Here is a 23356-nt window from a genome sequence, read left to right on the forward strand (position 1 = left end):
CAGCCTTTCAATCCGATAGGGATTCTGCAAACGATGTCCGACACTTCCAGCCGCTCCAATCTCGCCGCCATCGATGCCGCTCATCATCTCCATCCCTTCGCGGACATGAAGAAGTTGAACGCCGACGGCGCCCGGATCATCCAGCGCGGCCAGGGCGTCTACATCTTCGACAGCAACGGCAATAAATATCTCGATGGCTTTGCCGGGCTCTGGTGCGTCAATATTGGCTACGGGCGAACGGAAATTGCCGATGCCGCCATCCGGCAGATGAACGAGCTGCCTTATTACAACACCTTCTTCGGCACGACGACGACGCCTGCGACGCTGCTATCGCAGAAAGTCTGCGCCCATGCTGGGCCGCATTTCAATCATGTCTTCTTCACCAATTCCGGCTCGGAGGCCAACGATACCTGGTTCCGCATGGCGCGCGTTTACTGGAGCGCTATCGGCCAGCCGGCGAAGAAAACGGTCATCGCCCGCAGGAACGGCTATCACGGCTCGACCGTCGCCGGCGCCAGCATGGGCGGGATGAAATACATGCACGAGCAGGGCGACCTGCCGATCCCCGGCGTCGTCCATATCGGCCAGCCCTATTGGTACGGTGAAGGCGGCGATCTCTCGCCGGAGGAGTTCGGCCTCAAGGTTGCCCGCGAGCTGGAAGAAAAGATCGACGAGCTGGGCGAGGACAATGTCGCCGCTTTTATCGCCGAACCGGTGCAAGGGGCAGGCGGCGTCATCATTCCACCCGCGACCTATTGGCCGGAGATCGCGCGCATCTGCAAGGCGCGGAATATCCTGCTGGTCTGCGACGAGGTGATCTGCGGCTTTGGCCGGTTGGGCTCCTGGTTCGGTTATCAGCATTTCGGTGTCGAGCCCGATCTCGCGCCGATCGCCAAGGGCCTGTCATCGGGCTATCTGCCGATCGGTGGCGTGTTGGTCAGCGACCGCATCGCCGATGTGCTGATCAACGATGTCGGCGAGTTCAACCATGGCTTCACCTATTCCGGCCACCCGGTCTGCGCCGCCGCCGCATTGGAAAATCTTAGGATCATAGAGGATGAGCGGCTGATCGAGCGCGTCCGCGACGAGATCGGCCCTTATTTCGCAAAAGTCTGGGGAAGCTTGGCGGACCACGACATGGTGGGCGAAGCGGTCAGCATCGGTCTGATGGGCGCGCTCCAGCTCGCCGCCGACAAATCCACCCGCCGCCGCTTCGAAAAGCCGGATGCCATCGGCTCGGCCGTGCGCAACCACGCCTTGACCAACGGTCTCGTCCTGCGCGCCACCGCCGACCGCATGCTGGCCTCGCCGCCGCTGATCATCAGCCACGAGCAGGTGGATGAGATGGTCCGCATCACGCGGCTGGCGCTGGATGCCGTCTGGGCGGAGGTGAGAGCCTAGTCAGCTCTTGTTCGCCGGGGATGGCGCATCCCATTTGCCCGCCTTGTGCAGGGCAAGCGTCAGCGCCGCAACATGAATGACCTGGATCATCTTGCCCTCGAGCGCCAGCCCGATAGCCTTCCGGATCGGCATGCGGATGAGGCGGATGCGCTCGGTCGGATCGTCTGAGGGCTTCTCGGTGAGCTCGACATTGCGGGCAAGTACGATATGACACAGGTTGGTGTGGGTGGCCGGGTTGGCGGCAAGGCTGCCCACATACTCCCATTCAGGAGCAGAGAGCCCGGTCTCTTCCCTCAGCTCTCTCGCCGCCGCCTCGACCGGGCTGGCATCGCTCTCGTCAACCGCGCCGCCCGGTAGCTCCAATGCGACGACACCCAGACCGTGGCGATACTGCTGCACGAGGTAGATATTGTCCTCTGCGTCGAGCGCTATCACTTCCACCCAGTCGGGATATTCCAGCACGTAATAGGGGGCAATTTCCACGCCCTCCGCCGTGACGCACGCATCGGCCCGGACCTTCAGCCACCGGTCGTGCAGCAGATGGGTCGAGCTTTTCACCTCCCATGTTGGAAGATCGGCGGGGTCAGGCAAGGCACTTGTTGGCTTTTCGGTCGGGTCCATGAGTGGTTCCGGCGTTGAGACGACGAGGATCGGCCTATCCGTGCACCGGAAGCCTATGCATCCTGATTGTTCCGATCGAAGATCTTGCGGACGATATAGTTCGGCGACAGATCGTCCCGATAGTAGATGCGCGCGATCATTTCGGCGAGGATGCCCGTCGTGATCATCTGCACGGACGATAGCAGGAGCACGACGCCAACCAGAAGCAGCGGCCTGTTGCCGATATCGTCGCCGAAGATGAACTTTGCAATGAAGAGCCAGAGCAGGACGACTGCGGAGAGCGCTCCGAGGCCAAGGCCGAGAGAGCCGAAGAAATGCCCCGGCCGCGCCTTGTATCGCATGAAGAACATTACGGACAGCAGATCGAGAATGACGCGGAAGGTCCGCGAAATCCCATATTTCGATGTGCCGTGCTGGCGTGCATGGTGGGTAACAGGGACTTCACCGATGCGGGAGCTCGGCACGACGCCGGCGACCCAGGCCGGGATGAAGCGGTGCATCTCGCCCATCAGCTTTACCTGCTTGATGATCGTGGAGCGATAGATCTTCAGGCTGCAGCCATAGTCATGCAGCTTGACGCCGGTGATGCGGCCGATGAGGTAATTGGCGCACCAGGAGGGGATTTTGCGCAGGAGGAGCCCGTCCTGGCGATTCTTGCGCCAGCCGACGAGCAGGTCGAGCTGCCGGCGCTCCAGCTCCTCGACCATCGAAGGGATATCCTTCGGATCGTTCTGCAGGTCGCCGTCCATCGTAGCGATCAGCCGGCCGTTGGCGGCATCGATGCCGGCCTGCATGGCGGCGGTCTGGCCAAAATTGCGCTGAAGTTCGACGATGCGCAGCGTCAGCCCCTCGCGTCCGAGCGAGCGGCGCGCGTTGGCGAGCGTCGCATCCGTGCTGCCGTCATCGATCAGGATCAGTTCCCAGGGTTTGGTGAAATCCACCATGGCGGAACAGATGCGCTCGATCAGCGGTCCGACGCTTTCTTCCTCGTTAAAGACGGGCACGACCAGCGAAAGCTCAAGGGCGCTTGCTGTGTCGGCCAGGGAGAGGATCGACTCTGCCGTTGTCTGCAACTGTTCTTTCTCCTAAAAGACCGGCAGAACCTGCCGGACGGAGCGAGCGACATGTCCGGCGGCTGCCTCCGCTCGCGTTGGGTGCTCTACTACATGAAGACTCCGCTGGTTGCCAGCCGACAGAGCTGGTTTATTCGCAACCGCATGACGCTGCTCACGCTTGCCGTCGTGCTTGCCTATGCCGCCTTCATCGAGTGGTTCTGGGGCTGGAGCTCGATCCTGGCGCAATGGGGCAAGGTCGGCGCTCTGCCCATCCTGTTGGCGCTGGCGCTTCTGACCGGCACCTACTTCCTGCGCACCTGGCGCATTTACGATTATTTCCCGAAGGAGACGGGCGGCCATTTCGCGGCACTCTTCCGCGTGACGCAGGTCCATAATCTTCTCAACATCATGATGCCCTTCCGCACCGGTGAGACCAGCTTCCCCGTGCTGATGCGCTCGGAATTCGGCATTCCACTTGCCCGCAGCACCTCGGCGCTGTTCGTCATGCGGCTGTTCGACCTGCATGCGCTGCTGGCCGCAGCGGGTATCGGCCTTGCGCTTGCCTCGCCCTATACGGCACTTGCCTGGATAGTCTGGGTCGCATTCCTGTTTCTGCCGGTCGCGGGTTTTGCCCTGCGCCGGCCGCTGATCCGTTTTGCCGCCAAGGTACTGCCGAAGAAGATGCAGGGATTGGTGCATGAGCTGGAGCGCGGCCTACCCGCCGACGCCGGCGCCTTTGCCCGCGCCTGGCTGACGACGGTGGTCAACTGGCTGGTGAAGGTCGCGGTGCTTGCCTGGGCGCTCGGCTTGATGAATGTCACGCCGCTCTCGGCCAGCTTTGGCGGCGCGCTCGGCGGCGAGCTGTCGTCGGTGTTGCCGGTGCATGCGCCAGGCGGTGTCGGCACCTATCCGGCCGGCATCACCGCCGGTGCCATGGCCTTCGGCGCCTCGGGCGCAAAGGCGGCGATCGACAATTTGGCGCAGGCCAGCATCAACGCGCATCTGCTGATCGTCGTCTCGGCTTTGACGGGGACAGCACTCGGCCTGCTCGCCTCCCGGAAACGTGCCTGATCGAGCCTACCGCCCGGTCTTGCCGGCAAGTTCGGCCAGTCGTTTGCGCAGGAATGCCTGCTCGGGTGCCTGATGGCAAAGCGAAAGTGCGGTTTCGTAAGATCGTCGCGCGTCGTCGTCGCGGTTGAGCTGGCGCAGGAAATCGGCTCTTGCCGCGTGGGCGAGGTGATAACTAGCCAATCGATCCTCGCCAAGCAGAAGGTCAACGATCCGCAGTCCCGCCGCTGGTCCATCGGACATCGAAACGGCGACAGCCCGGTTGAGCTCGACCACCGGGGAGGGATGAGCCACCAGCAACAGATCGTAAAGCGCCACGATCCCTCGCCAGTCGGTCTGGTCCGGCGTTGCCGCGCGCGCATGCTCGGCAGCGATTGCTGCCTGCAGCGCATAGCTGCCGACGCTTTCGCCCGCCATTGCCTCGGCCGCGAAGGCCAGTCCCTCGCGGATCTTCGCGCCATCCCAGAGCGCACGATCCTGATCGGCGAGCAGAATGAGATCGCCGGAGACGCTTGCCCGTGCCGACCGCCGCGAATCCTGCAGCAGCATCATCGCCAGCAGACCTGCAACTTCCGGATCGGGCAGGAGCCTCAGCAGCAGGCGGCCGAGACGGATGGCCTCAGTGGCAAGGTCGGCGCGGACGATCGTTGCGCCCGAGGAGGCGGAATAGCCTTCGTTGAAGACGAGATAGATGACATGCAGCACCTGCGCCAGCCGTTCCGGCAGTTCTGCTTTTGCCGGAACTTCATAGGGAATATGGGCCGCGCGGATGCGGTTCTTGGCACGGACGATACGTTGAGCGACGGTCGGTGCCGGAACCAGAAAGGCGTGGGCGATCTCTTCCGTCGTCAGTCCGCAGACCTCGCGCAGGGCCATCGCCATCTGCGCCTCGGCAGGGATGAGCGGATGGCAGCAGGTGAAGATCAGCCGCAGCATATCGTCTTCGATTTCCTGGCGCTCGGCGATCTCCATCATCTCGCCCTCCGGATAGAGGCTGTCGGCAATATCGGCCCGGGAGGCGTCGAAGCGTGTCCGCCGCCGAATGTGGTCTATCGCCCGGAAGCGACCGGCGGAGACCAGCCAGGCATAGGGATTGGCCGGTATCGTCTCTTCCGTCCATTGCTTCGCTGCGGCTGCGAAGGCATCGTGAAGCGCCTCTTCCGCCCGGTCGAAATCGCCAAGCAGACGGATCAGCGTTGCCAGCACGCGGCGCGACTGGCTGCGGTAGATTTCGTCGATGATTGCGTTCAGGGACACGGCGTCAGCGTTCCTCCGCAAGGTCTCCCCGAAGGGTCAGGATACGCACCGGACGAATCTCGATGGCGCCGTAACGCGCCGAGGGAATGTGTTTGGCGATATCGGTTGCGCTCTCCAGATCGGGCGCTTCGATGAGGTAGAAACCGGCCAAATGTTCTTTCGTCTCCACAAATGGCCCATCCGTCACCGAAAACGTGTTGCCCTGCGGCCGGATGACGATCGATTTGTTTCGGAGTTCCAGCGCATCTGAAACAATCAGGGTGCCGTCCTGACGCAGACCCTCGTCATAGACGAAATGCTCGCCGATCAGATGGTTCATCTGGTTTTGTGTCAGCCGTCCGTCGACGTCGACGGATGTGTAGATCAGGCATAGAAATCGCATCACTCTCTCCCTTGGCGACTATTCATCCGGAAACCGGATGTCGAAGGCTGCACGGACCTCGATCATGCCGTAACGGGCAACGGGGAAGGTAGCAGCGATGCGGGTCGCTTCGTCGATGTCCTTTGCCTCGATCAGCACAAAGCCGCCGAGATGTTCCTTGATCTCGGCGAAAGGACCGTCGGTAACGGCGGCTTCGCCCTTGCGCACCCGCACCGTCCTGGCGGTTTCCGGCTCCCGCAGGGCATTGGCGACGATGAGATGCCCGCTGTCGCGCAGCCGTTCGTCGCTATCGATGGACTCCTGCGTCAGCCGCCGTCCTTCTTCCTCGGAAAGCTCGGCGATTTCGGCGGTCTCGAACCAGACCTGGCAGAGAAATTTCATCGTCGTCTCCTCAGAGTTCGGGACCGAAGGAATAGATCGGGCGCACTTCGATGGCGCCGAGCTTTGCGAGTGGAATGCCCGCCGCGACGCGAATGGCGTCGTTCAGGTCCTTGGCGTCGATCAGGATGAAGCCGCCGAGATATTCCTTGGTTTCGATGAAGGGGCCATCCGTCACCGACGTCTCGCCGTTGCGGACCCGCACGGTCACCGCCGCGCTTGGCGACTGCAGCGCCTCGGCATGGATCATGTGCCCGCTTGCCATCAGATCCCGATCGTAACCGAGCGAATCCGAATCGAGCCTGTCCTTTTCCTCTTTCGTCATGGCATCGAGCCTCGTGCCGTCGAACCAGACCTGGCAAAGATATTTCATCGCAGCCGTCTCCTCTTCCATTTGCTGACAGCCATAGACGAGCGGGCCGCGCGCAAATCGACATCCTCTCAGGCACCATGACAAAAAAACTGAACGCTGTCGAAAACAGCCCGCGCCGGTCGACAAGGTCCGTCTTCAACAAAGGAGAGATGGACATGTATAATCTGGAAGCAGCACTGCTAAGTCAGTGGAGACAGAAGGCCCTGTCGGAGAAGGAGCTGTTGGAGATCGGCGATCTCCGCAAGGACATTCTTCGCACGGCAATCGGCTTCGGCGCCTTTGCCGTGCTGATCCTCTGCCTCAGCTGGGCAGCGGAGCCCACGACCGATCATTCGCAAGTGGCTACGGTCGATCACATGCCGCAGATGTCGGAAGTAAAGGAATAAGGGGCAAGATGCCCCTTATGTCATTGAAACGCCGTCTCAAAAAAGCTGCGCAGCTTGCGCGAATGCAGCTTTTCCGGCGGCATTTCGGCCAGTTTCTGGATGGCGCGGATGCCGATTTGCAGGTGTTGGTTCACCTGGGTGCGGTAGAAGGCGGTCGCCATGCCCGGTAGTTTCAGCTCGCCGTGCAGCGGCTTGTCAGAGACGCAGAGGAGCGTGCCGTAGGGAACGCGGAAACGGAAGCCGTTGGCGGCGATGGTCGCCGACTCCATGTCCAGAGCTACGGCGCGGGCTTGCGACAGGCGCTTGACCGGGCCTGCCTGATCGCGAAGCTCCCAGTTGCGGTTGTCGATCGTGCCGACCGTGCCGGTACGCATGATGCGCTTCAGCTCGAAGCCTTCGAAACCGGTGATTTCGGCAACGGCCGCTTCCAGCGCGACCTGCACTTCGGCAAGCGCCGGGATCGGCACCCAGACCGGCAGGTCGTCGTCGAGAACGTGATCCTCGCGCATATAGGCATGCGCCAGCACATAGTCGCCGAGCCGCTGGCTGTTGCGCAGGCCGGCGCAATGGCCGAGCATCAGCCAGGCATGCGGGCGCAGCACCGCGACGTGGTCGGTGATCGTCTTGGCGTTGGACGGTCCGACGCCGATATTGACCAGCGTGATGCCGGCATGGCCTTTCTTTTTCAGATGGTAGGCCGGCATCTGCGGCAGCCGAGGCGGGGTCGTATCGCCTTCCGGCTGGCTGGAACCGGCCGGCGTAGTGATGTTGCCCGGCTCGACGAAGGCGGTATAGCCGTCCCCGCCCTTGGCCATCAGGTCGCGCGCCCAGTTGCAGAATTCATCGACGTAGAACTGATAGTTCGTGAACAGCACGAAGTTCTGGAAATGCTTGGCGCTCGTCGCCGTATAGTGGGACAGGCGGGCGAGCGAATAGTCGATGCGCTGCGCGGTAAACGGCGCGAGCGGCGAGGGTTCGCCCGGCGGCGGGATATATTCGCCATTGGCGATTTCATCGTCCGTGGTGTTCAGGTCCGGCGTATCGAAGAGATCGCGCAGCGGAATATCTGCGAAGCCGGCAGCGGACGCTTCCACATAGGCTCCTTCGCCGAAGGCGAAATGCAGCGGGATCGGCGTCGTCGATTCCGACACGACCACCGGCACATTATGGCTGCGCATCAAGAGTGCGAGCTGTTCCTTCAGATAGTGCTTGAAGAGCTGCGGGCGGGTAATGGTGGTGGTGTAGACGCCGGGCGCCGTGACATGGCCGTAGGAAAGGCGCGAGTCGACATGGCCGAAGCTGGTCGTCTCGATGCTGACCTGCGGATAGAAAGCGCGATAGCGCGCCGTGATCGGCGCTCCGTTGGCAAGCTCGGTGAAATTATCGATCAGGAAGGTTGTGTTGCGGTCATAAAGCTCGGTCAGAGCCTCGACTGCCTTGCCTGGGTCGGTGAAGCTCCGCGGCTGAAACGGGCTGGGGGACGAGATTTCGAGGGGCGAAAAGGGAGAGATTCGGTTGCTCATGCGCTATTATATAGTGGTGTCTTTAACAAGCAAACGACGTTGCAAGGCACGATCTCGGATTTTCGCAGCTATTTTTATGCCGCCGCGCGGTTCCGTTCCTGAAAATCGGCCGGAGGTCCCCGACTATTGCACCGTGGTGCAATAGGGGGCTCCCGTCTGCAGGCAAGTGAAGCTTGCGCCGAAATGCGATTGCGCGCCGCTGCGGCCGGTGTGTTCGACCGCCATCGAAAACGTGAATGCAAAGACGGCGGCAAACAGCATGATGACTGCGAAACGCCATGCCATGATGATCGTATTCATATTCCTGGACCTACCCGTGCCCTATACTGAACACTGTTTTGCCATGGTCAGGCTGAACGGGTGCTGAGGTGCCGGTTCATCCGGCGTTCAGGAAGATGACCGAGGAATTGAGCCCGGGTTGAAAGGACGTGGAGCGGAAATGGAACGCGTCGCACCTGTCCGGACGGCGGATGAGAGGGCGTGAAAGCTCCCGCCCTCGCGGAGTCTTGCCGATGAGGCGAGGGTTTTTAAAGCTTCGTCCAGGTCTGCGATTTGCAGAAGACCTTCAGGACGCACCCCTGCATCTTCAAAGTATTGCCGTTCGTGGTGCCGGAGCCGGCATAGGTCTTGTCGGCGGCGGGGTCAGTGATCTCGCCGGTATAGGCGCCACCCTTGCCTTGCATCTTGCCGATCTGCCGGCCGGCATATTTGCCGGTTTTCAATGTCACGCAATAGCTGTCAGCGCAGGGCGTGATGGCGGCGGTGTCGCCCGCCACGGTCTTCCAATTGCCGACGATCGGCTCGTCGGCGAAAGCGGTGCCTGTGCTGAAGAGCACTGCGACAGTGATGATGGTGGTGCGGATCATGTCTTTCCTCCCGAAAGCATCCCGTTTTCATAACCGGGATTGCGGCGAAATTAGCTTACGCGAACGTAAAGGTAAATATGTTCCAGGGCGTGAAATCCCCGTTTTGCCGGCCATTTTCGCCGCGCAGAAAATGCATCTCTCATCACCCGGCTCTTTTTGTGGTGAAGGAAGGGTTTAAATCCAAATCTTAACAATGGGTAAAACTCGCGCAAAAGTCCTTAATTTGCAAGGGAAGCGATGTTTAACAAAATCCCAAATTTACCAAGCATTTGTACTTTGTTTGCATCGAATTAAGCATGCATTTTAGTCGTTTTTTGAAAGCCGTCTGCGATAGTGAAGCCATCAAACGAGCGGGGCAAACCCGCCGGCCGGAAGGACCATCAAGCCGCGATAGACGGCAAGGTCCGGACGGAAAACAGGGCAGACGCAACGAGACTGAAACAGGGATAAAACCGATGGCACGCTTCGAAATTCCGATGTCTGAAATGGCCATGATGGGTGGCAACAGCGCCGATGCCCTTTGCGAACTGGGCGTCAATTATGCAACCGGCAGGGGCTGCAAGGCAGACCCGGTTGCCGCCCATAAATGGTTGAATATCGCCGCCATCAAGGGCAGCGACCGCGCCGCCGAGCTTCGCGCCGACGTCGCTGCTACGCTGACCAAGATGCAGCTCGCCGCAGCGCTCCGCGCCGCCCGCGAATGGATGACAATGCACTGAAGCCTGCGACAAAGAATACGACAATAATAACCTCAAAAGAGGGGCGACCGGCAGCGAGCGGAGAGGCGCGCTGCTACTAAACAGGGAGACCGTGACCGGCCGGAAACAAGGCCGGCGCGGTTTTTTGTTGTGCCAAGCAATTCCAGGAAAAGTGCGCAGGCGGTTTTCCGTCCTGAATTGCGCAAAGACAATAGGATAGAGCGATCTAGCGCTCTAGCTTTAGCCGATCGCCTTCAGCACATTCGGCAGGGCTTCGGCCAGAAGATCGAGATCGCGGTCTGGGCCGACGCTGATGCGGATGCAGCGGTTGAGCGGCGCCACGCCCGGCATGCGGATGAAAACACCGTGTTGGATCAGCCCGTCTACGATGGCGCGGGCATAGGTCCCGTCGCGGCCGCAGTCGACGGCGACGAAATTGGTGGCGGAGGCGAGCGGCGAGAGCCCGTTGTCGCGGGCGATCATGCCGATCTGCTCGCGGGCGGCCTGGATCTTGCCGATGACTTCGGCGAGATAGGCTTGGTCCTTCAGTGCGGCGAGTGCTGCTGCCGTCGCCAGCCGGTTCATGCCGAAGTGATTGCGGATCTTGTCGAAAGCCAGCACCGTCTCCGGCACGCCGATGACATAGCCGACACGGGCGCCGGCAAGGCCGTAAGCCTTGGAGAAGGTGCGGGTGCGCAGCACGTTCGGCAGATCGATCAGCGTGGAAATATCGGGCAGAGAGCTGGCCGGCCCGGTCTCGCTATAGGCCTCGTCGAGGATGAGCAGGCAGCTTTCCGGCAGGGCGCGGGCAAAGGCGACGATCCTGTCGGCGTCCCACCAGCTTCCCATCGGATTGTCGGGATTGGCGAAATAGACGAGCGGTGCATTCTCGCGTTCGACCGCGTCCAGCAGCCCGTCGAGATCCTCGCGATCGTTGACATAGGGCACCGTCACCAGTCGCCCGCCGAAACCGACGACATGGAAATTGAAGGTCGGATAGCCGCCGAGCGAGGTGACGACGGGCATTCCCGGCTCGATGACCATGCGGGCGATCAGGCCGAGCAGGCTGTCAATGCCTTCGCCGACGGCGATGTTTGCGGGCTTGACGCCGAGATGCGCAGCAAGCGCCGCCTTCAGCGCGAAATTTTCCGGATCATTGTATTTCCAGATATCGCCGGCCTGCTCGCGCATTGCTTCGATGACGGAAGGGGCGGGGCCGAAGCCGTTTTCATTGGCACCGATGCGCGCCTGGACAGTCAGCCCGCGCTGACGTTCGAGGGCTTCCGGGCCGACGAAGGGCACGGTGGAGGGAAGGGCGCTGATCAGCGGCGTGAAGCGCGGAAAGGCGGACATTCTGGCTGGTTTTCCCGGAATCTGTTGCAAGGCGCTGCACAATAAGCGCTTGGCGAGCCGTTGCAAGGGCAGAGGTATTGGGATCTGTGCTCGTTGTGTGAAGCTGCCGAACGCACTAGAAAAATGCGTAACAAAGCTAGTGATCGTATTTCTCAAGCAACTGAAGAGATAAGCCCTACCCGCGTGGCGTCATTTCGCAAATGACGCTTTCTAATCATTTGCAGGGAAAAGCGTCCATCATGGCTTGTGTGAGGACTTCGGGAAGTATGCGACCATCGACCTTGCCCCACGTAGGGTGTTTCTGTACATAGCCGTCGACAATGTGAACATATTGGTCACCGGTAATCGCCAGGCCGTCAGGCTGACAATACAGCATCGACCTACCGATTGCCTTCAGCTTCTGATTTGCTGCCTCGAGTCCTTTGCCAAAACCAAGAACGAGATCCTGAAGATGCTGGTCCCCGCTTGCAGTCTTGATCAAATCATTAATCGCAATGCTTTGTGTTTGCGCCGCGTGAGCGATAGCCGTCAACGACAGGAACACTATCGCTCCCCCAATCATTAGCCGCATGAATCTACCGTCCCACAATTGTTCTGTCAGAATTCATACAATTGCCGTTGGCGGAGGTCCATCCTTTTCTAGAACGGGCCTAACTACCTCGGCGACGGTAGCCGCCAATGGTTTTCCTACAAAACGCGTAATTTATGACGATCGTCGCCGGCCGCGCGCGGCCAGTGCTTCGGTGTTGCCGATCATGAAATCGGCGCGCACGACGCGTCTCAACGTTTCCGGCTCCAGCAGATTGATGAAGCGAACATAGATGCGATTGTCGATCCGGCTGACCTCGGCGCAGGCGATGCGATAGGCGAGACCGAGGATGTTGAGATAGTAATGCGCCGGCAGCCCCACGGTCGTGCCGACAAAGAAGCTGGCGCCGCCCCTCGAAATATCGACGATCTCGGCGCTGCGCACGGAGATACCCGTCAGACATGGGCGCACGGCAATCAGACGCGCCGGCCGTTGAACGTGGAACCGTTCCCAGCTGCGTTCATAGACTTCGGATTTGACTTTCGCCAGATGCGTTGAGCGAAGCATTGTCATTCCCCGTTGGAGGCGGCCCGAATTCATCTCGGTACAGCATGAACCTTGCACGGAGGTTTTGCATAAGCGTCAATCGTGCCTGTCGAATTTTAACGAATCTGCGCTTTCGCGGCCGATCGAGCCGCCACGCTTACCGAATATGACGATTTTTGAACCCTTCGGGCCATGAGGCGTTCCCTCCCATCGGCAATTTTAGCCGTGGCATGAAAGCATGAGGACAGAGATAATGGTCGATATCAGGATTGCAGGCGGGACATGGGTCGTCATTTGCGACGGCGCCAAGGCATTGTTTCTGGAGAATATGAGCAATGATCTGAAGCTGGATTTGAAAACGCGCGAAATCCTGGAGCAGCCGCATGTACCCGATCGGGAACTCGGCACGGGTAAGCCGGGGCGCAGTCATAAGGCCGCAGGTGTCGGAGGTAGCGCCGTGCAGGAAACGACATGGCAAGACCAGGCAGAAGAGGAGTTCCTGAAGGGCGTAGCGGCGGAGATCGATCTGCTTGTGCAGAGCAAGGGCATCAAGAGCATTGTCCTCGTCGCACCGCCCCATGCGCTCGGCGTCTTGCGGCCGCGGCTGGGGGCTCATTCACAGACGGCCATCCTCGCCGAGCTTGCCAAGGATCTGACGAATTTTCCGGTTGATCAGATCGAGCGTTATCTGGCTGCCTAAACAGGAAGGAAGGCGTGAACCGCCTTTCCATGGCGTTTTGAGCTGCCATCCACATTCCGGCGCCTTGTCTTGACAGGGGCTTTGGCTTCGACCATACGAAGACATGGTTCGAGGCGCCGGCCGCTCGCGGATGAAAATCCATGGTGAAGCCCTCGCGAATATGGTCACAGCCAATTCAAGGCGTGCTGACTGACGGTAATGCGAGCCCCGATCCGCAGTCGTAAATGCATGCCTTAGCAAAGGCTGAAACCGTGACGACGATCTATCCGTCCATTGATGAACTGAAGGTGCAAGCCCGGCGCCTGCGCCAGGCCATGGCCGAGCGCGGCAACGATATTGCCCACAGCGCGGCGCTGGAGCTGGTTGCCAAGCAACATGGCTTGCGCGACTGGAACACGCTGTCGGCGCTCGCCGCAAAGCCGAATGTCACGCCGAGCGTGGCGTTTGCCGTCGGCTCCGCCGTTCGTGGCCGCTATTTGAACCAGCCCTTCACCGGCAAGGTTCTGGCCCTTTCGGAGCAAGCGGGTGGGCTCCACAAGATCACCATCCATTTCGACGAACCGGTGGATGTCGTGACCTTCGAGAGCTTTTCCGCCTTTCGCCGGCGCATCAACGCCCAGATCGACGCCGACGGCATTTCGCCGAGGAAGACATCGGACGGCGTGCCGCATTTGTTACTCGACATCTGACAATCCTCTTTTTATCGATGGATCGCCGCCGCCGTAGATGGCGCGCGATGCCGCGTGGATATTGCCATGACCAAGCATTCCGAAAACAATATCTTCCTGACAGGCTGGCTGCCCGGCGTCTTTGCCCGTACGGCCGCACCGATCATCATGCTTACCACCATCAGTGGCCTGTTTGCCGTTATCGACGCCTATTTCCTCGGCATCTATGTCGGCGCCGCGGCGCTGTCTGCGGTGAGCCTGATCTTTCCGGCGCTCATGCTGCTGATCGCCCTGCAAGCCCTGGTCTCGAATGGCATGGCGAGCATTTTGGCGCGCCGCCTGGGGGCGGGGGATCGCGTGGGAGCGGGAAAAGTCTTCACTGCGGCCCATGCCCTTGCCCTCGCGGTCGCAATCCTGGTCAATGCCGCCTATTGGACCGTCGGCCGGCATGTCATCGCCGCGAGCGCGGCCGGCGACGCCACGGTTGCCGCCAATGCCGATGCCTTCATGGGCGTCATGGTCGGCTTCGCACCGGTCAGCTTTCTTTTGCAGCTGCACATCGACGCGCTGCGTTGCGAGGGCAAGATCGGTTTCATGACGCTGGTGACTCTTGCTTCGACGCTGCTCAATATCGTCGCCAATTGGCTGCTGATCGCGGTCGCGCATTGGAGTGTCATAGGGTCGGCCGCCGGTTCGATCGTAGCGCAGTTCATCTGCGTGGCGGTCGTTCTCGCCTATCGCTGGCGCCATCCCGCCGCACTCCGGCCCAGCATGACGGGCGCGGTTTCGGAATGGCGTGGAATCATCGTCTTCGGAGCACCGATGAGCCTTGGCTTCATCGGCATATCGCTGAGCTCGGCAGCAATCCTGTTCAACCTGTCGATTTGGCATGAGCGCGATTATGTCGCGACGGTCGCCGCCTACGGGATCATCACCCGGATATTGACCTTTGCCTATCTGCCGCTGCTCGGCCTCAGCATCACCCTGCAAACCATCTCCGGCCACAATCACGGTGCCGCGCTTCCGGCCCGTGTCGGCAGCAGTCTGCAGATCGCCATGGTCTCCGCGCTCATCTATTGCGCGACGGTGGAGCTGGTTGTCGAATTGCTGGCCCGGCACCTCGGCGGCGTCTTCGTCGGTGATGCCGTCATTGTCGGAGAAGTGGGACGGATCTTGCCCTGGACGATCGGCGCTTACTTCCTCTATGGGCAGATGATGATGCTCTCGTCCTATTTCCAGTCGATCGGCGACGCAAAACGGGGGGCGATCTTCGGTCTGTCGCGGCCCTATCTCTTTACGCTGCCGCTGACGTTCCTGCTGCCCTTTGTCTTCGGCGAACGTGGAATCTGGATGGTGCCGGTCTTTGCGGAGGCGGGGATGTTCGCGCTTGCATGGCTGGTCCTGTCGCGCAACGCCCGGGATCGCGGCTGGCGATATGGGCTGCTGCCGGCATAAAGAAAGAGGCCGCGCTGTCGAGGCGCGGCCTTTTCTATATTCAAGGCGGCTAAGCCTTGACGAGCCACTCATGCTCCGGCGCATTGTAGAATTTCCAGATGCGCTTCGGACCGGCCATGACGTTGAGATAGTAGAGGTCGTAGCCGTGACAGGCGGCGCAGGGATGATACCCCTTGGGCACCAGCGTCACGTCGCCATCTTCCAACGCCATGACTTCATCCAGCGACCGGTCGTCCGTATAGACGCGCTGGAAGGCGAAGCCCTGCGGCGGGTTGAGGCGATGATAGTAGGTCTCCTCGAGGAAACTCTCGTTCGGGAGATTGTCCTGATCGTGCTTGTGCGGCGGATAAGAAGATGTGTGGCCACCTGGCGTGATCACCTCGACGACCAGCAGGGAATGCGCAGCGCCATCGTCTTCCGGCATGATGTTGTTGACATGGCGGACATTGGTGCCCTGGCCGCGCGTTACAGGCGGATGCGTACCCGGGGGAATGGCGCGGGCCTCATAGGAGCCGCCGCCCGGAGCCGAGCAGACGGCAAGTTCCAGCTCGGTTTCCGCGGTCACCGACCAGCTTGAACCAGCTGGAATATAGAGCGCGTGGGGCGCGCCCTCGAAGGGGCTCATACGAGCGCCGAGCAGACCGAAATCCTTAGCACCAGCCTTGGCGCTTCCCTTGCCGCTGACCCAGACCAGGCAGACCTCGCGATCGCCCGTCTCGGCCGAGGCCGTCTCACCCGGCTTCAGCCGGTGAAGGTCGAAGCCGACATAGGTCCAGCCGGCACTTTCGGGCGTGACATGGTTGACGCGGCCATGGGAGCCATCAGGTTTGACCTTGAGATTTGGCATGGACGTTCTTCCTCTATCCCTTCGGAAAACCTTCGGTTTCCACCGTATAACCTGCGGCCGTCATGACGCGCATCAATTCGGCATGGCCGATCTCGGCCATTTTCTGCGGTGGAGCATTGCGCGGGTCCTGTTCGGCCTCGACGACGAACCAGCCTTCATAGCCGTAACCGGCCAGACGCTGGACGATGGCGCCGAAATCGAGCGAGCCGTCACCCGGTACGGTGAATGCACCAAGTGCCACCGCGTCGAGAAAGGACTGCCGGCTGCGATCCAGGCCGTCCACGACAGGCTTGCGGATATCCTTGACGTGTACGTGGTTGATGCGAGTGTGGTGATTGTCGATGGCGCGCAGGACATCGCCGCCGGCAAAGGCAAGATGACCGGCATCGAGCAGAAGCGGAATGCCCGCACCCGAATGGCGCATGAAAGCGTCGAGTTCCGGCTCGGTTTCCACGACTGCGGCCATGTGATGGTGATAGGAGAGCGGCATGCCCTGATCGGCGCACCACTCGCCGAACTCGGTCAGGCGACGCGCATAGGCCTTCATCTCGTCATCCGACAAGCGCGGCTTGGTGGCGAGCGGCTTGGAGCGGTCGCCCTGGATGGAGCGGCCGACCTCGCCATAGACGATGCAGGGTGCATTGACCGCCTTGAACAGTTCGATCATCGGCGCGATGCGGTCCTTGTTGACGGCAAGCTCCTCATCGACCAGCGTGCCTGAGAACCAGCCGCCGCACAGTGTCACATCGGCGGCGCGCAGGATAGGCAGCATCACCTCTGGATCGTCAGGGAAACGGCGGCCCTTCTCCATGCCGGTAAAGCCGGCGCTACGCGACTGCCGCAGGCATTCCTCGAGGGACACGTCGTCGCTGAGCTCCGGAAGATCGTCGTTCCACCACGCGATGGGCGACATACCGAGTTTGGCCTTCATCAATAGTCTCCTTAAAGGCATAGTTTGGAGGAGCAGCGCTGCCCCTCCAGAAAAATGAAAGAAATCGATCAGCGGATCCGCTGGGCGCCGCGGGCTTCTTCGTAAGCGGCGCGGGCCTTGTTGACTTGCGGGCGCGGGCTGACCTCGGGAACGGCGACATCCCACCAGTGACCACCTTCGTCTGTGGTGATCAGCGGATCGGTATCGATGACGAAGACCGAGGTGCGGTCGTTCTTCCTCGAGGCTTCGATTGCCTGTTCCAGCTCGGCGATGGAAGAGACCTTGACGGCGATGGCGCCCATGCTCTCGGCATGCGCCCGGAAGTCGATCTCGGGCATCACCTCATGGTACGAATCCTTCAGCAGATTGTTGAAGTTTGCGCCGCCGGTTGCCATCTGCAGCCGGTTGATGCAGCCATAGCCGCGATTGTCGAGCAGCACGATGTTGAGCTTGAGGCCGAGCATGACCGACGTGGCGATCTCGGAGTTCAGCATCATGTAGGAGCCGTCGCCGACCATGACGATGACATCCTTGTCGGGGCAAGCCATCTTGGTGCCAAGACCGCCGGCAATCTCGTAGCCCATGCAGGAGAAGCCATATTCCATATGGTAGCTGCCGGGAACCGTCGCCGGCCAGAGCTTGTGCAGCTCGCCCGGCAGGCCGCCGGCCGCGCAGACGGAAATGGCGTTTTCTCCACCGATCGTACGGGTTACCGCGCCGATGACCTGGGCGTCGGAGGGAAGGGCGGCATTGGTCGAGGCCATAGCCTTGGCCGCGGCTTCGACCCAGATTTTCTTTTCTTGGGTCGCCTTTTCCAGGAGCGCTGCCGGTGCCCGCCAGCCGGCAAGCCCGGCCGAGAGCGCCTTCAGTCCTTCTCGCGCGTCGCAAACGAGCGGCCGGCCGTCATGCTTCGATGCGTCATATGCCGCGATATTGAGGCCGAGGATGGAAAGCTTCTCGTTTTTGAACAGCGCCCAGGAGCCGGTGGTGAAGTCCTGGCAGCGCGTGCCCACAGCAATAATCAGATCCGTGTCTTCGGCAATCGCGTTCGCAGCTGAGGTTCCGGTCACGCCGACGGAGCCGAGCGCCAGCGGATGGCGCTCGTCGATTGCCGATTTGCCGGCCTGGCTGACGACGACGGGAACGCCGTGTGTCTCTGCAAACTCCGTAAGTTCCTTGGTCGCGCGCGAATAGAGCACGCCGCCGCCGGCGATGATGACCGGCTTTTCAGCCTTGCGGATGAGCGCGATCGCAGCGGCGAGTTCGTCTGCGTCCGGCTGCGGGCGGCGCGTCGTCCAGATGCGCTCCTCGAAGAAGCTTTCCGGATAATCGAAGGCTTCCGCCTGCACATCCTGGCAAAGCGACAGCGTCACCGGACCGCAATCGAGCGGGTCGGTCAAGACCTGCATGGCGCGCTTCAGCGCCGTGATGATCTGTTCGGGCCGGGTGATGCGGTCGAAATAGCGTGAGACCGAGCGGAAGGCGTCGTTGGCGGACACCGTGCCGTCGCCGAAATCCTCGATCTGCTGCAACACCGGATCGGGCGCGCGGTTGGCGAAGACGTCGCCGGGGAGGAAGAGAACAGGGATGCGGTTGACATGCGCGACGCCGGCGGCGGTCACCATGTTGAGGGCTCCGGGGCCGATCGAGCTTGTGCAGGCCATAAAGCGCTGCCGGAAGCTCGCCTTGGCATAGGCGATGGCGGCGTGCGCCATGCCTTGTTCATTGTGCGCGCGATAGGTCGTCAGTTCGTCGCGCACTTGATAGAGCGCTTCACCGATGCCGGCGACGTTGCCATGCCCGAAGATCGCCCAGACGCCGCCGAAGATCGGCAGCTTCTGACCATCGATCACGGTCATCTGCTTCGTGAGGAAGTGTGTGACGGCCTGTGCCATCGTCAATCGGATCGTCTTGCCCATGGGGCGCCTCCCAAATGCTTCTAAACTATTGCAGGCCGCGGGTTTTCAACCACGCCTGAGTCAGTTGCCCGAAGCGGCCGGCCATGTCGGCGATCGCTTCCTCGTCGTTCATGCCGCCCGATAGCCAGGCACGCGCTGCATCGGAGAAGATCGTCCGCCCGACGGCGAAACCCTTGACCGAGGGGGCGGCAAGCGTGGCTTCGAAGCTCCGGATCAATTCATCCGCCGGTGCCTCCAGGCCAAGCAGCACGATACCCCGGCACCATGGATCATTTTTGGCGATCACGGCATCGATTTTTTTCCAGGCAGCAGTCGAATCCTGAGGTTCCAGCTTCCACCAGTCGGGCTTGATGCCGAGCGCGTAGAGCTCTTCCATCGCGGTTGCGATCGTGTCGTCGGTGAGCGGCCCGTTCTTGCCGGCGATGATCTCGACCAGCAGTTCACGTCCGACCTTGCGGGCGGCTTCGAACAGGGTGCGCAGCTTCTCCTGCTGCTCCGCCTTCAGCTCCTTCGGATCGTCCGGATGATAGAAGCACAGGCATTTGATGCAATGGTTGAGCGGCCATTCGACGAGCTGCGAGCCGATATCCTGGCTGAATTCGAATTTCAGTGGCTTGGAGCCCGGCAGTTCGACGGGGCGGCCGATCCAGGAGAAATTCTTGGTGGCGGCATCGAAGAAGGCATCGCGGCCAAAGCGCTCGTCGATCAGCATACCATAGCCGGAACGACCGCCCGACACCCGAGCCGCTGCTTCGACCGCCAGCCGCTTGAAGGCGACGATCTTGTCATGGCCAACACCCAGTTCGTCGGCGACGCTGACGAGTTGCGAGCGGTGATCGATGGCGAGTGCCATCAAAAGCGGGATCTCACCGGTCCGGGTCGAGGCCCAATGGATGTGGTTGATCGCCTCGTCCTTGCGCAGCGCCCGATGCTCGCTGCCCGTCTTCAGGAAGAAGTCGAGTTCGGCCCAGGTCGGATATTCCGGCGAGCACAGCAGGCGCGAGACCGCGAAGGCACCGCAGGCATTCGCCCAGGTGGCGCAGGTCTTCAGCGGCTCGTCGCGCAGGTAGCCGCGCAGGAAGCCGGACATGAAGGCATCGCCGGCGCCGAGCACGTTGAACACTTCGATCGGGAATCCCTCACCGACGATGCCGGCTTCGAGGTCGTCCGAGATCGGCCCGTCATAGACGATGCAGCCCATGGCACCGCGCTTCAGCACGATGGTCGCCGGGGAAAGACGGCGGATTTCCTTCAGCGCGCCGAGCACATTGTCGACGCCCGAGCCGATCATGATCTCCTCTTCGGTGCCGATGATGAGATCGCAATCCGGCAGCGTCTCCCTCATCTTCGAGGAAACGCGATCCGACTTCACATAGCGCTCGAACCCTTCCGCGTGGCCGGCGAGGCCCCAGAGGTTGGGTCGGTAGTCGATATCGAAGATCACCTTGCGGCCGTTTGCCTTGGCGATGCGGATCGCCTTGCGCTGAGCCGCCTCGGTGTTCGGCTTGGAAAAATGCGTGCCGGAAACCAGCACGGCGCGGGAGGATTTGATGAAATCCTCATCGATATCGTTTTCGTCGAGCGCCATGTCGGCGCAGTCGGAGCGATAGAAGATCATTGGCGAAACGCCTTCGGCCTCGACCGCCAGCAGCACCAGCGCCGTCAGCCGTTCCTTGTCGGTGGCGATCCCCTGGATAGCCACACCTTCGCGCGCCGTCTGTTCGCGGATGAAGCGACCCATCTGCTCGTCGCCGACGCGGGTGATGAGGCCGGATTTCAGGCCGAGCCGTGCCGTGCCGATGGCAATGTTCGCCGGGCAGCCGCCGACCGATTTGGCGAAGGAGGCGATATCTTCCAGCCGCGAGCCGATCTGCTGGCCGTAAAGATCGACGGAAGAGCGGCCGATGGTGATGACATCGAGTGTCGCCTCCGGCTGAGTGCCAGGATTGTCGTGTGCCATGATGTCCTCCCGTCCAGGCATGATCCGGGAAACTCTACAGTTTCTGCTGGGGTCACGCGTCATTGAAAGTCCCGGTGCGTCTTGGTTTCATCCGGGTTGTGGTCGATTTCGCGGCCATCTCCCGAGACCGCGACCATGGATGCAATGAAACATTGGTTCCGAAATTTTGTCAATTCGGAATATTTATTCCATTTTGGTTTTCCGAGGTTTTCCTACCGTCTCTTTCCGCCGTCGTTCGGCAATGGCGACAGGAAAGGCCATGATCAGCGCCATGGACGCAGACAAGGAGCGGAAACCGGCAAAATCCGCCTCCGCCACTTCGAACCAGTGGGTGGCGCAGGCGGTAAGGGGCGAAAAGGCCGAATCGGTGATGGCGATGACCGGCACGCTGCGCGCGGCAAGATCCTGCGCCTGCAGCAGGCTTTCGGCGGCATAGGGGGAGAAGCTTGCGGCGATCGCCGCATCCTTCTCGGTCGCAAAGCGCGCGAGCTCGCCATCGATACCGTTTGGCGAGGCGACGATCTGATGACGGATGTTCAGCTTCGAAAAAGCGTAGGTCAGATGCGCCGTCAGCGGATAGGAACGGCGCTTGGCGATCAGATAGATGGTCTCGGCCGCCGCGAGCACGTCCACCGCCTTGGCAAAGGTGTCGGTCTCGATAGTGGCGGCAAGCTTGTTGACCGACTGGCTGGCGGCCGAGAGAAAGCCGGAAAGGATGCCGGCCTCTTCATCCTTGATGCCGGATTGCTCGAGCGTGATCAGTCGCTCCTCATAGCTCAACGTCCGGTCCCGCAGCCGCTCGCGGAAGATGCTTTGCAGGTCGGAAAAGCCTTCATAACCGAGGTGATGGGCGAGGCGCACAAGCGTCGACGGCTGGACATCGGCAGCCGCCGCAATGCTCGCTGTCGTGCCGAAGGCGATTTCGTCGGGATTGCCAAGCGCGAAGGCGGCGACCTGCGCCAGCCGCTTCGGCATGGAATCCTTGCGCTCTATGATGATGCTGCGCAGGCTTTCGAAATCCCGCGGCACCTTGGTTCGCGTCTCGATACTGTTGTCCATGCCCCGCCTTTTCGCCGCCATGCCTATTAATGAAACAAATATTCCATATTTCGAACGATAACGGATTTTGAAACAGTCGGCACGATTATTTTTAAGTCTATGAATTTATGTCGTTAAAATACGATTATTCCGATCTCCCGACATAGCTGTCCAATGAGCCCGCTTGTCAAAACGGTCTAAATATTCCAAAAAATGTACCTGCTTCAGAGGGAAGCTTGCGGAGGAGACGGAAATGAAGCCATTGGGCGTTGGGTTGATCGGAACCGGCTATATGGGCAAATGCCATGCGCTGGCTTGGAATGCGGTCAAGACCGTGTTCGGTGATGTCGAGCGGCCGCGCCTTGTGCATCTTGCCGAGGCCAATGCCGATCTGGCGCGGTCGCGCGGCGATGAATTCGGTTTCGAAAAGGCGACCGCCGACTGGCGCGAACTGATCGCCGACCCCGAAGTCGATGTCGTCTCCATCACCACACCCAATCAATTCCATCCGGAAATGGCGATTGCGGCACTGGAAGCCGGCAAACACGTCTGGTGCGAAAAGCCGATGGCGCCGGGCTATGCTGATGCCGAACGCATGCTGAGCGCTGCCAAGGCCTCTGGCAAGGTCGCCATCCTCGGCTACAACTATATCCAGAACCCGGTAATGCGGCACATCAAGGCGCTGATCGGCGAGGGCGCTATCGGCGAGGTCAATCATATCCGCGTCGAGATGGACGAGGATTTCATGGCCGACCCGGAAGGCCTGTTCTACTGGAAGAGCGAGCTTGCCTCCGGCTATGGCGCGCTCGACGATTTTGCCGTGCATCCGCTGTCGCTGCTCTGGTTCCTGTTCGGCCATGTCGAGGCCGTCATTACCGACATGGCAAAGCCCTATGCCGAACGGCCCCTGAAGGAGGGCGGTCGTCGTACGGTCGAGAATCACGATCTCGCCAATGTGCTGATGCGTCTCGGCGGCGGCATTTCCGCCGTGCTGATGGCGAATCGCTCCGCCTGGGGCCGCAAGGGCCGCATCGCGCTGCAGATCTTCGGCTCAAAGGGCTCGATCACCTATGATCAGGAGCGCATGAACGAATTCGAACTCTATCAGGCGGAGGGCAGGGGCTCCGAACAGGGGTTCCGCAAAGTCCTCGCCGCTCCCGCCCACAAGCCCTATGACCGGTTCATCCCCGCGCCTGGCCACGGCCTCGGTTTCAACGACCTGAAGATCATCGAATGCCGCGAACTGATCCGCGCCATTTCCGGCGATGCGGCATCGGTCATCAGCTTCGCAGACGGCCTGCGCATCGAAAAGTCGGTGCATGCCATGGCGCGTTCTTTCCACGAGCGCCGGTGGGTTGAAATAACAGCCTAAGGGTCTGCCCTAATTTCTGCCCGATCCGAG

General features: G+C 60.9%; 25 protein-coding genes. 8 read left to right on the forward strand and 17 right to left on the reverse strand.

The window, feature by feature from the left end; genetic code table 11:
- Positions 1–33: 33 nt before the first annotated feature.
- Positions 34–1401, forward strand: coding sequence for an aspartate aminotransferase family protein (locus AB6803_RS12390; RefSeq protein ID WP_371109171.1), 1368 nt, complete (start codon positions 34–36; stop codon positions 1399–1401).
- Here the strand turns inward: AB6803_RS12390 and AB6803_RS12395 are convergent, their stop codons facing one another.
- Together AB6803_RS12395 and AB6803_RS12400 are read right to left on the reverse strand one after the other, a co-directional pair.
- On the reverse strand, positions 1402–2022 hold the full coding sequence (locus AB6803_RS12395; protein ID WP_371109172.1) for an NUDIX hydrolase: 621 nt from the start codon (positions 2020–2022) through the stop codon (positions 1402–1404).
- A 53-nt stretch (positions 2023–2075) separates the two neighbouring features.
- Positions 2076–3095, reverse strand: coding sequence for a glycosyltransferase family 2 protein (locus AB6803_RS12400; RefSeq protein ID WP_371109173.1), 1020 nt, complete (start codon positions 3093–3095; stop codon positions 2076–2078).
- 93 nt (positions 3096–3188) lie between these two features.
- Between AB6803_RS12400 and AB6803_RS12405 the strand changes: the two genes are divergently transcribed.
- Positions 3189–4148, forward strand: a complete 960-nt coding sequence (locus tag AB6803_RS12405) for a lysylphosphatidylglycerol synthase transmembrane domain-containing protein (RefSeq protein WP_371109519.1) — start codon at positions 3189–3191, stop codon at positions 4146–4148.
- Between the two features lie 6 nt (positions 4149–4154).
- Here the strand turns inward: AB6803_RS12405 and AB6803_RS12410 are convergent, their stop codons facing one another.
- Genes AB6803_RS12410 through AB6803_RS12425 form a run of 4 tightly spaced genes read right to left on the reverse strand, consistent with a single transcriptional unit; the run spans position 4155 to position 6535 of the window.
- Complete coding sequence (locus AB6803_RS12410; protein ID WP_371109520.1) at positions 4155–5396, reverse strand: RNA polymerase sigma factor; 1242 nt, start codon at positions 5394–5396, stop codon at positions 4155–4157.
- Between the two features lie 10 nt (positions 5397–5406).
- Positions 5407–5784 (reverse strand): YciI family protein, encoded by a 378-nt coding sequence (locus tag AB6803_RS12415; protein WP_371109174.1) that lies wholly within the window; start codon positions 5782–5784, stop codon positions 5407–5409.
- Positions 5785–5802: 18 nt separating this feature from the next.
- On the reverse strand, positions 5803–6165 hold the full coding sequence (locus AB6803_RS12420) for a YciI family protein (RefSeq protein WP_371109175.1): 363 nt from the start codon (positions 6163–6165) through the stop codon (positions 5803–5805).
- A 10-nt stretch (positions 6166–6175) separates the two neighbouring features.
- Positions 6176–6535 carry a YciI family protein gene (locus AB6803_RS12425; protein ID WP_371109176.1) on the reverse strand — a complete coding sequence of 120 codons (360 nt, stop codon included), beginning with the start codon at positions 6533–6535 and terminating at the stop codon, positions 6176–6178.
- Between the two features lie 155 nt (positions 6536–6690).
- On the opposite strand from AB6803_RS12425, the gene AB6803_RS12430 reads away from it, so the two are divergent.
- On the forward strand, positions 6691–6921 hold the full coding sequence (locus AB6803_RS12430; RefSeq protein WP_371109177.1) for a hypothetical protein: 231 nt from the start codon (positions 6691–6693) through the stop codon (positions 6919–6921).
- Between the two features lie 20 nt (positions 6922–6941).
- Here AB6803_RS12430 and AB6803_RS12435 read toward each other — a convergent pair whose 3' ends face one another.
- The 3 genes from AB6803_RS12435 to AB6803_RS12445 all read right to left on the reverse strand — a co-directional run bounded on the left by AB6803_RS12435 (position 6942) and on the right by AB6803_RS12445 (position 9310).
- Complete coding sequence (locus AB6803_RS12435; RefSeq protein ID WP_371109178.1) at positions 6942–8444, reverse strand: AMP nucleosidase; 1503 nt, start codon at positions 8442–8444, stop codon at positions 6942–6944.
- Between the two features lie 123 nt (positions 8445–8567).
- Entirely contained in the window at positions 8568–8744 is a 177-nt protein-coding gene (locus AB6803_RS12440; RefSeq protein ID WP_007693156.1) for a hypothetical protein, read from the reverse strand.
- A gap of 227 nt (positions 8745–8971) precedes the next feature.
- On the reverse strand, positions 8972–9310 hold the full coding sequence (locus AB6803_RS12445) for a DUF2147 domain-containing protein (RefSeq protein ID WP_371109179.1): 339 nt from the start codon (positions 9308–9310) through the stop codon (positions 8972–8974).
- Positions 9311–9765: 455 nt separating this feature from the next.
- Here AB6803_RS12445 and AB6803_RS12450 point away from each other — a divergent pair, with 455 nt between their 5' ends.
- Entirely contained in the window at positions 9766–10029 is a 264-nt protein-coding gene (locus AB6803_RS12450; RefSeq protein WP_007693152.1) for a sel1 repeat family protein, read from the forward strand.
- Between the two features lie 219 nt (positions 10030–10248).
- Here AB6803_RS12450 and AB6803_RS12455 read toward each other — a convergent pair whose 3' ends face one another.
- The 3 genes from AB6803_RS12455 to AB6803_RS12465 form a co-directional block, all read right to left on the reverse strand.
- Positions 10249–11361, reverse strand: a complete 1113-nt coding sequence (locus AB6803_RS12455) for a pyridoxal phosphate-dependent aminotransferase (RefSeq protein ID WP_371109180.1) — start codon at positions 11359–11361, stop codon at positions 10249–10251.
- Between the two features lie 214 nt (positions 11362–11575).
- A complete protein-coding gene (locus AB6803_RS12460) occupies positions 11576–11905 on the reverse strand; it encodes a hypothetical protein (RefSeq protein ID WP_371109181.1) in 330 nt (109 codons plus the stop codon).
- A 159-nt stretch (positions 11906–12064) separates the two neighbouring features.
- Positions 12065–12463: a PilZ domain-containing protein gene (locus AB6803_RS12465; protein ID WP_174016490.1), complete on the reverse strand. Its 399-nt coding sequence runs from the start codon at positions 12461–12463 to the stop codon at positions 12065–12067.
- Positions 12464–12689: 226 nt separating this feature from the next.
- Here AB6803_RS12465 and AB6803_RS12470 point away from each other — a divergent pair, with 226 nt between their 5' ends.
- The 3 genes from AB6803_RS12470 to AB6803_RS12480 all read left to right on the forward strand — a co-directional run bounded on the left by AB6803_RS12470 (position 12690) and on the right by AB6803_RS12480 (position 15259).
- Complete coding sequence (locus AB6803_RS12470) at positions 12690–13136, forward strand: host attachment protein (protein WP_371109182.1); 447 nt, start codon at positions 12690–12692, stop codon at positions 13134–13136.
- A gap of 251 nt (positions 13137–13387) precedes the next feature.
- On the forward strand, positions 13388–13825 hold the full coding sequence (locus AB6803_RS12475) for a glyoxalase superfamily protein (protein ID WP_371109521.1): 438 nt from the start codon (positions 13388–13390) through the stop codon (positions 13823–13825).
- Positions 13826–13891: 66 nt separating this feature from the next.
- A complete protein-coding gene (locus AB6803_RS12480) occupies positions 13892–15259 on the forward strand; it encodes an MATE family efflux transporter (protein WP_371109183.1) in 1368 nt (455 codons plus the stop codon).
- 49 nt (positions 15260–15308) lie between these two features.
- Here AB6803_RS12480 and iolB read toward each other — a convergent pair whose 3' ends face one another.
- The 5 genes from iolB to AB6803_RS12505 all read right to left on the reverse strand — a co-directional run bounded on the left by iolB (position 15309) and on the right by AB6803_RS12505 (position 21975).
- Entirely contained in the window at positions 15309–16106 is a 798-nt protein-coding gene (gene iolB, locus AB6803_RS12485) for a 5-deoxy-glucuronate isomerase (RefSeq protein WP_371109184.1), read from the reverse strand.
- Positions 16107–16119: 13 nt separating this feature from the next.
- Positions 16120–17037 (reverse strand): myo-inosose-2 dehydratase, encoded by a 918-nt coding sequence (gene iolE, locus AB6803_RS12490; RefSeq protein WP_371109185.1) that lies wholly within the window; start codon positions 17035–17037, stop codon positions 16120–16122.
- Positions 17038–17105: 68 nt separating this feature from the next.
- The gene (iolD, locus tag AB6803_RS12495) at positions 17106–18956 is read right to left on the reverse strand and encodes a 3D-(3,5/4)-trihydroxycyclohexane-1,2-dione acylhydrolase (decyclizing) (RefSeq protein WP_371109186.1); all 1851 of its coding nucleotides are present in this window, start codon (positions 18954–18956) and stop codon (positions 17106–17108) included.
- Between the two features lie 25 nt (positions 18957–18981).
- Positions 18982–20916: a 5-dehydro-2-deoxygluconokinase gene (gene iolC, locus AB6803_RS12500; RefSeq protein WP_371109187.1), complete on the reverse strand. Its 1935-nt coding sequence runs from the start codon at positions 20914–20916 to the stop codon at positions 18982–18984.
- A 183-nt stretch (positions 20917–21099) separates the two neighbouring features.
- The gene (locus AB6803_RS12505; protein ID WP_371109188.1) at positions 21100–21975 is read right to left on the reverse strand and encodes a MurR/RpiR family transcriptional regulator; all 876 of its coding nucleotides are present in this window, start codon (positions 21973–21975) and stop codon (positions 21100–21102) included.
- A 232-nt stretch (positions 21976–22207) separates the two neighbouring features.
- Between AB6803_RS12505 and AB6803_RS12510 the strand changes: the two genes are divergently transcribed.
- Positions 22208–23326, forward strand: a complete 1119-nt coding sequence (locus AB6803_RS12510; protein ID WP_371109189.1) for a Gfo/Idh/MocA family protein — start codon at positions 22208–22210, stop codon at positions 23324–23326.
- Positions 23327–23356 lie beyond the last annotated feature (30 nt).

The sequence above is a fragment of the Rhizobium sp. RCC_161_2 genome, assembly GCF_041355235.1.
Taxonomy (GTDB): Bacteria; Pseudomonadota; Alphaproteobacteria; order Rhizobiales; family Rhizobiaceae; genus Rhizobium.

Coding starts and splice junctions, on each gene's coding strand:
- AB6803_RS12390 (WP_371109171.1), top strand. CDS start 34: ATGTCCGACACTTCCAGCCGCTCCAATCTCGCCGCCATCGATGCCGCT.
- AB6803_RS12395 (WP_371109172.1), bottom strand. CDS start 2,022: ATGGACCCGACCGAAAAGCCAACAAGTGCCTTGCCTGACCCCGCCGAT.
- AB6803_RS12405 (WP_371109519.1), top strand. CDS start 3,189: ATGAAGACTCCGCTGGTTGCCAGCCGACAGAGCTGGTTTATTCGCAAC.
- AB6803_RS12415 (WP_371109174.1), bottom strand. CDS start 5,784: ATGCGATTTCTATGCCTGATCTACACATCCGTCGACGTCGACGGACGG.
- AB6803_RS12420 (WP_371109175.1), bottom strand. CDS start 6,165: ATGAAATTTCTCTGCCAGGTCTGGTTCGAGACCGCCGAAATCGCCGAG.
- AB6803_RS12425 (WP_371109176.1), bottom strand. CDS start 6,535: ATGAAATATCTTTGCCAGGTCTGGTTCGACGGCACGAGGCTCGATGCC.
- AB6803_RS12430 (WP_371109177.1), top strand. CDS start 6,691: ATGTATAATCTGGAAGCAGCACTGCTAAGTCAGTGGAGACAGAAGGCC.
- AB6803_RS12435 (WP_371109178.1), bottom strand. CDS start 8,444: ATGAGCAACCGAATCTCTCCCTTTTCGCCCCTCGAAATCTCGTCCCCC.
- AB6803_RS12440 (WP_007693156.1), bottom strand. CDS start 8,744: ATGAATACGATCATCATGGCATGGCGTTTCGCAGTCATCATGCTGTTT.
- AB6803_RS12445 (WP_371109179.1), bottom strand. CDS start 9,310: ATGATCCGCACCACCATCATCACTGTCGCAGTGCTCTTCAGCACAGGC.
- AB6803_RS12450 (WP_007693152.1), top strand. CDS start 9,766: ATGGCACGCTTCGAAATTCCGATGTCTGAAATGGCCATGATGGGTGGC.
- AB6803_RS12455 (WP_371109180.1), bottom strand. CDS start 11,361: ATGTCCGCCTTTCCGCGCTTCACGCCGCTGATCAGCGCCCTTCCCTCC.
- AB6803_RS12465 (WP_174016490.1), bottom strand. CDS start 12,463: ATGACAATGCTTCGCTCAACGCATCTGGCGAAAGTCAAATCCGAAGTC.
- AB6803_RS12470 (WP_371109182.1), top strand. CDS start 12,690: ATGGTCGATATCAGGATTGCAGGCGGGACATGGGTCGTCATTTGCGAC.
- AB6803_RS12480 (WP_371109183.1), top strand. CDS start 13,892: ATGACCAAGCATTCCGAAAACAATATCTTCCTGACAGGCTGGCTGCCC.
- iolB (WP_371109184.1), bottom strand. CDS start 16,106: ATGCCAAATCTCAAGGTCAAACCTGATGGCTCCCATGGCCGCGTCAAC.
- iolE (WP_371109185.1), bottom strand. CDS start 17,037: ATGAAGGCCAAACTCGGTATGTCGCCCATCGCGTGGTGGAACGACGAT.
- iolD (WP_371109186.1), bottom strand. CDS start 18,956: ATGGGCAAGACGATCCGATTGACGATGGCACAGGCCGTCACACACTTC.
- iolC (WP_371109187.1), bottom strand. CDS start 20,916: ATGGCACACGACAATCCTGGCACTCAGCCGGAGGCGACACTCGATGTC.
- AB6803_RS12505 (WP_371109188.1), bottom strand. CDS start 21,975: ATGGACAACAGTATCGAGACGCGAACCAAGGTGCCGCGGGATTTCGAA.
- AB6803_RS12510 (WP_371109189.1), top strand. CDS start 22,208: ATGAAGCCATTGGGCGTTGGGTTGATCGGAACCGGCTATATGGGCAAA.